The sequence below is a fragment of the Plebeiibacterium sediminum genome (assembly GCF_026013605.1).
Taxonomy (GTDB): Bacteria; Bacteroidota; Bacteroidia; order Bacteroidales; family Marinilabiliaceae; genus Saccharicrinis; species Saccharicrinis sediminus.
In genome coordinates this window covers 1-8713 of sequence record NZ_JAPDPJ010000113.1, presented here as the reverse complement: position 1 = coordinate 8713, position 8713 = coordinate 1, and the positions used below count along the sequence as shown (strand labels likewise).

Genomic DNA, 8713 nt, shown 5'->3' with positions numbered 1-8713 from the left:
ACATCTACTGTTAGTAAAATATTTGGGGAACTAAAAAGAAGTCAGGAAGTTTTTTTAGAGGAGTTTAATAATACTTATATTGATGAATTCCCTCCAAGTTGGATTACTTTAGAAGTTTGTTCATTTGGTAACTTATCCTGGGTATACAGCATCATTAAGCCAGGTATGACTAAACGAAACATTGCAAAAACTTATGGCCTTAACGATAAGGTCTTCCAATCTTGGCTTCATTCAATTGTATATCTAAGAAATACATGTGCTCATCACAGTAGACTATGGAATAAAAAACTAGCTATTAAAGCCGAATTTCCCAAAAAAACTAAATACCCATGGATTGTGAATTTTGAAACTATTGATAGCAGAACAGAAGATCCATCATCTATTAAAAATCGAACATATTTTGCGATTTGTATGATTCAATATCTTTTACAATCAATAAACCCTAATAATACATTTCTAGAAAAACTAAATATTTTATTTGATAAATATCCTATTATAGATAAAAATGCTCTTGGGTTTACTAAAAATTGGGAAAATGAACCTATGTGGGTTCAATCCAAATTAACTAAAGAGAAAGCAGAAATAAAAAAAAAAGGTTTTAGATATTATGTAAGAAATTAATATTAAGATAGTCTCATAAAACGCAAAACCACCGGAACTTGGTTAAACTTCTCCCTTCAATAAATAAATAACAAATTCGTCAATTAACGAAATTTAGACCCATTCTATATTAAAATATACCATTCCTCAAATCCACCCAATCCCAAATACGCATAAAAACGTATATTTCTAAAGTACTATTCTGATAACTTTGTGGTATGGAAATTCAAATTGCTTTAATTGTTGCTGTTGTTGCTCAATTTGTTGCATTTTTCTTTACGATCAGTTTAATACCAAAAACCAGGTTTAATATAGCCTGGATTAGTATTTCTATTGGCTTTTTATTGATGGCTATCCGTAGGTTTGTTGAACTACTTTACTTTTATAAAGATGCTCCCTCTGATGATATATCAATTTTGAATAGTTGGATTGCAGTCGTTATTTCATTGACCATGCTTGTGGCTTCCATCTATATTCGTAAGATATTTGAGGTTTTAAACCGAATTCATCAATTACGTAAAGAAAGCGAGGCTAAACTGCTTTCTGCCATTATCAGAACTGAAGAAAAAGAACGTAAATACTTCTCCAAAGAATTACATGATGGTTTAGGTCCGGTTTTATCATCGGCTAAATTGACCATTTCAGCTATCGACAAAACTAATATTTCGGAAAGGAATACGCTATTGTTAGACAAGGTTGAAAATATGGTGGATAATGCCATTGACACCACGCGAGAAATTTCAAATCATCTTACTCCCCACGTTTTGGAACGTTATGGATTACATAAGGTCATTAAAAACTTTATTAATAATATTGTATCAAAAGAATCAATAAAAATCAACCTATCTACCAACATTGAAAAACTACGGTATGGTTCAGATCTTGAAGTGATTCTTTATCGGATTTGTTGCGAATTAATAAATAATACACTTAAATATGCCCATTCACAACAAGTAGATATTTCAATAACAGAAGACAAAAACCATATTGAATTTAATTACACAGACGATGGTAAAGGTTTTGACACTTCTAATATTAAAAAAGGTATGGGTATCATTAATATTAAATCCCGTGTTAAATCTTTAAACGGTTCTATTAGTATTACAAGTAGCTTTAATAACGGATTTAAAGCGAGCATTAAGTTACCTTTATAATAAGAGGGTGAAAGGTGGAAAAGTTGAGGGTGAAAGGTTTAAATAATGATTTGGTGATTAATCACAAATCAACAATTCGACAAATAAACAGCTTAACAATTCTATAGAGCTCAATTAATCTAATGACCAAATGATCTAAAAACCTATTGATCTAATAAAATGGAACATAAACTCAAAATATATCTAGTAGATGATCATTCTCTGTTTAGAGAAGGCTTAAAATTTTTATTGAATAATAGCATATACATATCTGAAATCAGGGAGGCTGTTAATGGACAGGATTTTTTGGATCATGTTAGCGAGTATTTTCCGGATGTGGTTTTGATGGATATTGATATGCCGGTTTTAAATGGTATAGAGGCTACTCAACAGGCATTAAAACTAGTCCCGGATTTAAAAATCATAGCGCTTTCGATGTATTCGGATGAGAATTTTTATACCGAGATGATTGAAGCCGGCGCCAAAGGTTTTTTAGTCAAAAACTCAAAGTTTAACGATGTTGAAACGGCTATTTTAGAGGTATATAACGATAGAAATTACTTCTCACCTGAAATCTTGTCCTCCATTGTTACCAAAATGAATAGGAAACAAAATCAACCGGATATTGACGAGCTTACCAAAAGAGAAATGGAGGTATTGCTCAACATCTGTCTGGGTTTATCGAACCAGGAAATTGGTGAGAAACTAAATATCAGCAAACGAACTGTTGATAAACACAGAGAAAACCTTTTATCTAAAACTCAATGTGGTAATACAGCTGAGCTGGTGATTTTTGCCATTAAGAATAAGTATTTTGAGATTTGATGCTTATCATCGAATTAATGCGAATTATTTTAACATACAATGTAATGTTTGATGAATTTCCATAAAATATAAAGATGTTATTAATTCGTGATAATTAGCGTAATACGTTGACAGAAAAAGCGAGCTGCAAATCATTTATTTTCCATGATCTGTAGAGTTCTATAATTTCACCAAATCAGATTTTAACGATGCTTCCTCTATAATTTCTTCTCTTGGTATAATTGTTCTTTTATCTTCACCTTTAACCAATACATCAACAACTATCTCGGCAATATCCATAACTTTAATTTTTCGTCCGCTTGCAAATGTTTTTTTACATTTAGGACATGTGGTTACTAATATATCAGGATTAAGGGCTTTAAATTCACTTAAAGCCTGATCTCGTAAAAGATGAGTTTGATTTGCTTTGATTTTAATATTACCTAAACTACCTCCACAACAATAAGCATTTTCCTTTTCTTCATTTAATGGAATAACATTCCCTACTAATTTTAATAATTCGCGGGGTTGTTCATACATGCCCATTCCACGGCCTAACTCACATGGGTCATGATAAACCATTTTAAGTTCTGATTTTTGGACAGGTAGAATTTCGGCTGAAATCAGATTTTGAATATATTCTGAATGAAATACAACGTTAACATTGTGCAATGTATAATCCTCCTTAAATACCCGGTAGCAAATAGGACAAGACACCACCAATGTTGATGCTCCTGAATCCAATATCATTTGGGTATTGTTTTCTATTAACTTTTTTGCAGCTTCGTATTGTCCTGCTAAAATGAGCGGTCGCCCGCAACATGGGGCTTTATCCTCATCCATAAACCATACATTCTGACCCGACAAAGCAAAAATCTGTTTCATTGCAGTAAAAATCCCGGGAGTTAAATGCGTCATGCAACCAGCAAAATATATCACATCGGCTTTTGGGGATTCATAGGTTTTAAGATACTCGTATGATGAATTATACTGCCTGGTTGATTCAATGCGTTGTGTGATTCTTAAGTTAATGGTTTCAATACCCACAGGACAATCGATCTGGCATTTACCGCACATCAGGCAATTAAATAACTTTTCATCACTCAGATTATTATTTCTAATGTTTTTAAGTAAATAAACCGACTGTGAATCATCTATCCCGGCAACGGATAATTGACATCTATCCAAACACAATCCACAGCGCGAACATGAATATACCTGAACATCAGTATACGTGTCGTTTTGCTTTTTATGCTTGATACCTGCATTTCGCAAAAATATTAAAACAACCTCGGTAGGGATATGCATGTACCTTGAGTTAGGCAAGGAAACAAAAAAGAAACCCAGTGCCATTGAGTAAGCCATCCATAATGCTATGTATAACACATCTGGATTTACTAAATATGACATCAGATGTCCCACTCCTGAAGTTAAAAATCCACCATTATGGTAGATAGCTGCAGTATTACTTTCTGCCAGTAATCGTAACGGAAATATTAACCACAAAGAGGTTAATGCAATTCTGTCGCCTGATTTTAGCTTTGTTGTTCGTCTAAGTCCAAATACTTTCTTTTTAAAACGTTTAAGCATGGCGAGTACTAACCCGGAAAGCACAAACAGCAAAAGAAAATCCATTGCAAAAGCAAAAAACTTCGTTAACTGGAAATCCTCATTAGTATTATAAAAGCGGAAGAATACAGCTTTATGGAATGGAACCAAAAGGGATTGATCAGCTATCATGGTTTCAACATGACCTACAATTATCAATAAAAACCAACCAAAAGCTAAACTCATGTGCATATAGCCCAGTACTCTGTTTTTTCTAAATATCTTTCGGTGTAATAAAGATTCTAAGAATATCTCACGAATGGAATTAAATAATCGTTTGCTAATCATTGATTGCATCAACCGAAGCTTATCAAATTTCGATAATCCTTTGATCCATTTTACACTTCGATATAAAAAGGCTAATACCAGATATATCAAACCAATAAAAAACGGCAAGCTAACAAGTATATCCATTGTATTATAAAGCATTATCTGATTTCAATTGAGCAATACGCTTTTTAATTAAAAGAACCACATTGCGAATATTAATATCACGCGGACATACTAAAGTGCATTTTCCACAGAACATACATTTCTCAATTTCTTCTGACAGATCCTTGACGTTTCCCCGGCGTAAGGACAAACCAATTTTTCGGATATTGAAACTCGTTAAATTACCGGCGCTACATGTTGCAGTACAACCACCACACGACATACAGGTTAAAAAGGATTCTTCCCGCTCTAACACATAATCCAATATCCGGTTATCAAATTTATCAAAGTCAATTTGACGCGATTTGGGTTTGAGAAAATCCAGATTATTCATGTGCGTCTGAGTTTAAATAATTAACCACCTCAAAGGCTGCCGATCTGGCATTATCCAGCGTTTCATTCACAGTCATGGGACAAATACAACAACCAGATAAAAAGACACCTATCTGTGTTGAACCACATCTGCTTGTTTGCATGTTCTTTGATTTAAAAAACCTATTTTCATCAAGCTGTAAATTGGTTTGTTTGCATAAATCCGGATTCAGCTCATCAGCTTCCATTCCTACAAGTAAGATGACCATATCCACATTCATCCTCAGAGGCCTGCCTTGCAGTGTATCTTCTGCTTTAATCTGAAGACTCATGTCTTCTTTTTCAGACACTTCGGATAAACGCCCTCTGATGAATTGTATTTTATGTCGTTTTTGAGCTTCAAGATAAAGAGCATCGTATTTTGAACCATACAAACGCAGATCCATATAAAAGTTAAACACCTCACAATCGGGCAACATTTTATTGATCTCTATAGCCTGTTTTACACCTGTAATGCAGCAAACCTTTGAACAATACGTATTACCTACTTTGGCATCTCTGGAGCCTACACAATGAATAATAGCAACTCGCTTAGGTTGTTTTCCTGATGCTGTTTTTAATAACTCACCTGATTTATGAATTCTTTCAAAATCAACAGAAGTAATCACATTATAAAATAATCCGTATCCGTATTCTTCTTTTAATGTAGCGTCAAATACTTTATAGCCGGTTGACAAAAGCACAGAATCTGCATAAAATTTCAAATTGCAGTTATCAGAAATTTCAAACTTATTATCTTTTGGCTTGATGGATGATATTTGAGTATTGTAAAACACATTCAGATTATTTCTTTTTACTTTATATTGATCTAATATTTGATTGGATGAAGCAAAATCAGGAAATAACTTACTCCAATGATTCAACATTCCTCCTTCCCTATTTTGCTTTTCGAATATAGTAACGCTTAAACCTTGTTTTATTAATACAGATGCGGCTTCTAATCCTGCAATGCCTCCACCAATAATCGCAACTTGTTTCTTTATATTCATATTCTAATGCTTACACTATTCATTCAAACAACCTGAAAACAATGGTTCACCTATGGGATTTCCTTTAATATCGAGATATTTTTCATCAGGATTATACACGACACCTATTTTATCCAACAATGGTTCAATGTTTACCTGATGCATCTGAAAACCCATATCCCATGGATTATACCCTAAAACAAGACCTGCTAACTCTTCATACGACAATACTGGAATCCCATTTTTATCTCCACTGTATGTTTTTCCTTCAATCTGCGCCAAAGCATATTGCCATCGGTCTAAAAACATATTACAGCCAGGGCAATTGGTTACAATGAAATCCGGTTTGTATGGCTCCATACTTTCAAACTTCTTTTTAGAATTTGAGATGGAATAACTTCTGTTATTTTTAATCAGGTAATGCCTGAAACCAAAGCCACAGCAATGGCGACGCTCAGGATAATCAACCGATTCACCACCCCACGCTTTAACCATAGCAGTTAATACAGTTGATTTCTCGGCACCTCCTACTCCTTTATCAGGGAATATTTTAGCGTAATGACAACCAATATGATCCACTACCTTTAAAGGTGTACCTGTATGTTTGTTAACCAGTTTATATTTTGCTAATTGAGCAATTTCATTTCGGTATTTATAAATAATATCGCACGCATGTGAGATGTTCTCGGGTATATCAAATACTCTTCCTGTAGCTTTTTTTAAAAATTCGCGAGTCTGAGTTTCCTGTTCAGGGAAATGCTCCCAGGTTTCCAGCACTTCATTATATCCTCCATAGGAAGTAATGCAAGAAACTGCAGCATTCTTCACTCCCAGTTCTGTCATTAAAGCAAATTGTCGGGCTACGGTAGTTTGATAGGTATCAAAAGGTACAATATCACTATGATAGCCTATACCGGTACAAGTGGTATGATGCGGATCGTCAATGACCGTTTTTCCCAGTTTATTTCTTAATATATCCAGAAATACTTTTTCTGCTCCCGGGAAAAAATTCTGACGGATACAGCTTCGTAAAAAGTAATAGTTATCCTCAGCTATTACCTTGCTTGTATGATCATTCTTCATCATCCTCATTTTGTAAATAATCAATATATCTTTCCATATCAGGATTCCCTTTACTATCGGTAAATCCCAGCTCAAATGCCTTTTTCATACTGTACTTTTCTATGGTCTGAAATAAGAGTTTTCCTCCACTCTCGGTAAATATGTAGTCCAGATCATTTAAATCCTCCTGATCTATTTTTCGCATGGCTCCGGCACCTTCCTTATCCAAATTTGCACCTACCCGTTCATATACCTTTTCTTTGTTTTCGTAAATCCACTCCCAAACAGGCCCTTGTTCGGGATGTCCAGAAGGAATTACACTATGAGGATTAACACAATAGCCGTATTTAAGAATATTTGCTCCAATAGTTTTCACAAGTAAGAATTGTTGGCGGCCCAATCTGCTTTTAATAAAAGCCCCGGTTTCCTGAGAAATTTTGCGCAGGATATTTATAATCAATCCCGGACAGTTATTTCTGGGACAACGGGTTTTACACGACATACACTGACCACACATCCATATTGTATCACTTTCAATCAACTTTTGAATCATTTCTTCATTATGAGATTGAACAGCATTAACAATGGTTCTGGGGTCATACTCAAAATACTCAGCAGCAGGACAAATGGCAGTACAAATACCGCAATTCATACATGCATTCAGTCCTTCTTTAAGCCGAACATCTTTATTTAATAAATGAGTGAGAGATTTCATTGCACAAAGTTTTATTCTAAATCCGAGAATTAGAACAGTATAATATCATATTTTATGATACGTGTATATGCGTAGACACAAAATAGCCTCAAATAGATTCACACATAGATATTTAACCAAATATCAGCCAACGTAGATTTAATATCATAATAATGAATAAATTTAAAGAAACCGTTACTTCGTTAAGAATAGAGTCTCAACAAAACGAGGGAAATAGAACGAAAGTCACTCTTATTTAATTAACGAAATGTAAGTATGCATACTTACTTACATTATAAACAATCTCGAAATATCATAATTAAACTATAGAAAAATATAACGCTCTATATAATTGTACAACTACTTGTACAATGTGGTTTTAATTTGTATATTTGTTAAATAAATTAAACGAATAAGAAATGGAAATAACAACCTATTCAAATTTTAGACAAAACTTAAAGAGTCATTTGGATTCAATTCTAAAAACTCATGCACCTTTATTTGTTAAACGTTCAAAAGGTGAAGATGTTGTTGTTATGTCAATGTCTGATTATGAAGGAATGCAAGAGACATTACATCTGTTATCTAGTCCTAATAATGCAGCTCGTATCAACTCAGCTCTTAAATCCTACAATGAAGGTAAAGGGGAAGAACATGAATTAATTGAAGATTAAATCCTATGAAAATAGTTTGGATGCCCGAAGCTTGGGAGGATTATCTTTATTGGCAAACAAAAGACAAAAAAATACTCAAAAAAATCAATCTTCTTATAAAAGAATGTCAACGAACGCCTTTTGTTGGTATCGGTAAGCCTGAAGCTTTAAAGAATAACCTTACAGGTTGGTGGTCGAGAAGAATTAATCATTCTGATAGATTAGTGTATAAAGTTGAGAATGATACTTTATATATACTTCAATGCCGTTACCACTATTAAGAAAGTCTTAGAAAACGCAGGTAAAATGACCGTTGATTACTTAAACAACCATTTTACAGAAAGCCCAAATAATCAATTAGAAGCGATACGCATTGCTCCCAATAAT

Annotated in this window: 10 protein-coding genes; 5 read left to right on the top strand and 5 right to left on the bottom strand. The window is 33.8% G+C overall.

Annotated elements, in window-relative coordinates:
* The 3 genes from OM075_RS23555 to OM075_RS23545 form a co-directional block, all read left to right on the top strand.
* The coding region (locus tag OM075_RS23555) for an Abi family protein (protein ID WP_301193013.1) at window positions 1–621 on the top strand (621 nt) is incomplete at its 5' end.
* A 197-nt stretch (window positions 622–818) separates the two neighbouring features.
* Entirely contained in the window at window positions 819–1754 is a 936-nt protein-coding gene (locus OM075_RS23550) for a sensor histidine kinase (RefSeq protein ID WP_301193012.1), read from the top strand.
* A 159-nt stretch (window positions 1755–1913) separates the two neighbouring features.
* Complete coding sequence (locus OM075_RS23545) at window positions 1914–2558, top strand: response regulator (RefSeq protein WP_301193011.1); 645 nt, start codon at window positions 1914–1916, stop codon at window positions 2556–2558.
* A 159-nt stretch (window positions 2559–2717) separates the two neighbouring features.
* On the opposite strand, the gene OM075_RS23540 is transcribed toward OM075_RS23545, so the two are convergent.
* Genes OM075_RS23540 through OM075_RS23520 form a run of 5 tightly spaced genes read right to left on the bottom strand, consistent with a single transcriptional unit; the run spans window position 2718 to window position 7694 of the window.
* Window positions 2718–4559: a (Fe-S)-binding protein gene (locus OM075_RS23540; RefSeq protein ID WP_301193010.1), complete on the bottom strand. Its 1842-nt coding sequence runs from the start codon at window positions 4557–4559 to the stop codon at window positions 2718–2720.
* 4 nt (window positions 4560–4563) lie between these two features.
* Window positions 4564–4911, bottom strand: coding sequence for a 4Fe-4S dicluster domain-containing protein (locus OM075_RS23535; RefSeq protein ID WP_301193009.1), 348 nt, complete (start codon window positions 4909–4911; stop codon window positions 4564–4566).
* Complete coding sequence (locus OM075_RS23530; protein WP_301193008.1) at window positions 4904–5938, bottom strand: FAD-dependent oxidoreductase; 1035 nt, start codon at window positions 5936–5938, stop codon at window positions 4904–4906. The genes OM075_RS23535 and OM075_RS23530 overlap by 8 nt, the downstream gene beginning before the upstream one ends.
* Before the next feature lie 15 nt (window positions 5939–5953).
* Entirely contained in the window at window positions 5954–7000 is a 1047-nt protein-coding gene (locus OM075_RS23525; protein ID WP_301193007.1) for a heterodisulfide reductase-related iron-sulfur binding cluster, read from the bottom strand.
* The gene (locus OM075_RS23520) at window positions 6990–7694 is read right to left on the bottom strand and encodes a 4Fe-4S dicluster domain-containing protein (protein ID WP_301193006.1); all 705 of its coding nucleotides are present in this window, start codon (window positions 7692–7694) and stop codon (window positions 6990–6992) included. The genes OM075_RS23525 and OM075_RS23520 overlap by 11 nt, the downstream gene beginning before the upstream one ends.
* Before the next feature lie 398 nt (window positions 7695–8092).
* Between OM075_RS23520 and OM075_RS23515 the strand changes: the two genes are divergently transcribed.
* Together OM075_RS23515 and OM075_RS23510 are read left to right on the top strand one after the other, a co-directional pair.
* Window positions 8093–8347 carry a type II toxin-antitoxin system Phd/YefM family antitoxin gene (locus tag OM075_RS23515; RefSeq protein ID WP_301193005.1) on the top strand — a complete coding sequence of 85 codons (255 nt, stop codon included), beginning with the start codon at window positions 8093–8095 and terminating at the stop codon, window positions 8345–8347.
* A 5-nt stretch (window positions 8348–8352) separates the two neighbouring features.
* A complete protein-coding gene (locus OM075_RS23510; RefSeq protein WP_363321654.1) occupies window positions 8353–8607 on the top strand; it encodes a Txe/YoeB family addiction module toxin in 255 nt (84 codons plus the stop codon).
* Window positions 8608–8713: the final 106 nt, after the last annotated feature.

Coding starts and splice junctions, on each gene's coding strand:
- OM075_RS23550 (WP_301193012.1), top strand. CDS start 819: ATGGAAATTCAAATTGCTTTAATTGTTGCTGTTGTTGCTCAATTTGTT.
- OM075_RS23545 (WP_301193011.1), top strand. CDS start 1,914: ATGGAACATAAACTCAAAATATATCTAGTAGATGATCATTCTCTGTTT.
- OM075_RS23540 (WP_301193010.1), bottom strand. CDS start 4,559: ATGGATATACTTGTTAGCTTGCCGTTTTTTATTGGTTTGATATATCTG.
- OM075_RS23535 (WP_301193009.1), bottom strand. CDS start 4,911: ATGAATAATCTGGATTTTCTCAAACCCAAATCGCGTCAAATTGACTTT.
- OM075_RS23530 (WP_301193008.1), bottom strand. CDS start 5,938: ATGAATATAAAGAAACAAGTTGCGATTATTGGTGGAGGCATTGCAGGA.
- OM075_RS23525 (WP_301193007.1), bottom strand. CDS start 7,000: ATGAAGAATGATCATACAAGCAAGGTAATAGCTGAGGATAACTATTAC.
- OM075_RS23520 (WP_301193006.1), bottom strand. CDS start 7,694: ATGAAATCTCTCACTCATTTATTAAATAAAGATGTTCGGCTTAAAGAA.
- OM075_RS23515 (WP_301193005.1), top strand. CDS start 8,093: ATGGAAATAACAACCTATTCAAATTTTAGACAAAACTTAAAGAGTCAT.
- OM075_RS23510 (WP_363321654.1), top strand. CDS start 8,353: ATGAAAATAGTTTGGATGCCCGAAGCTTGGGAGGATTATCTTTATTGG.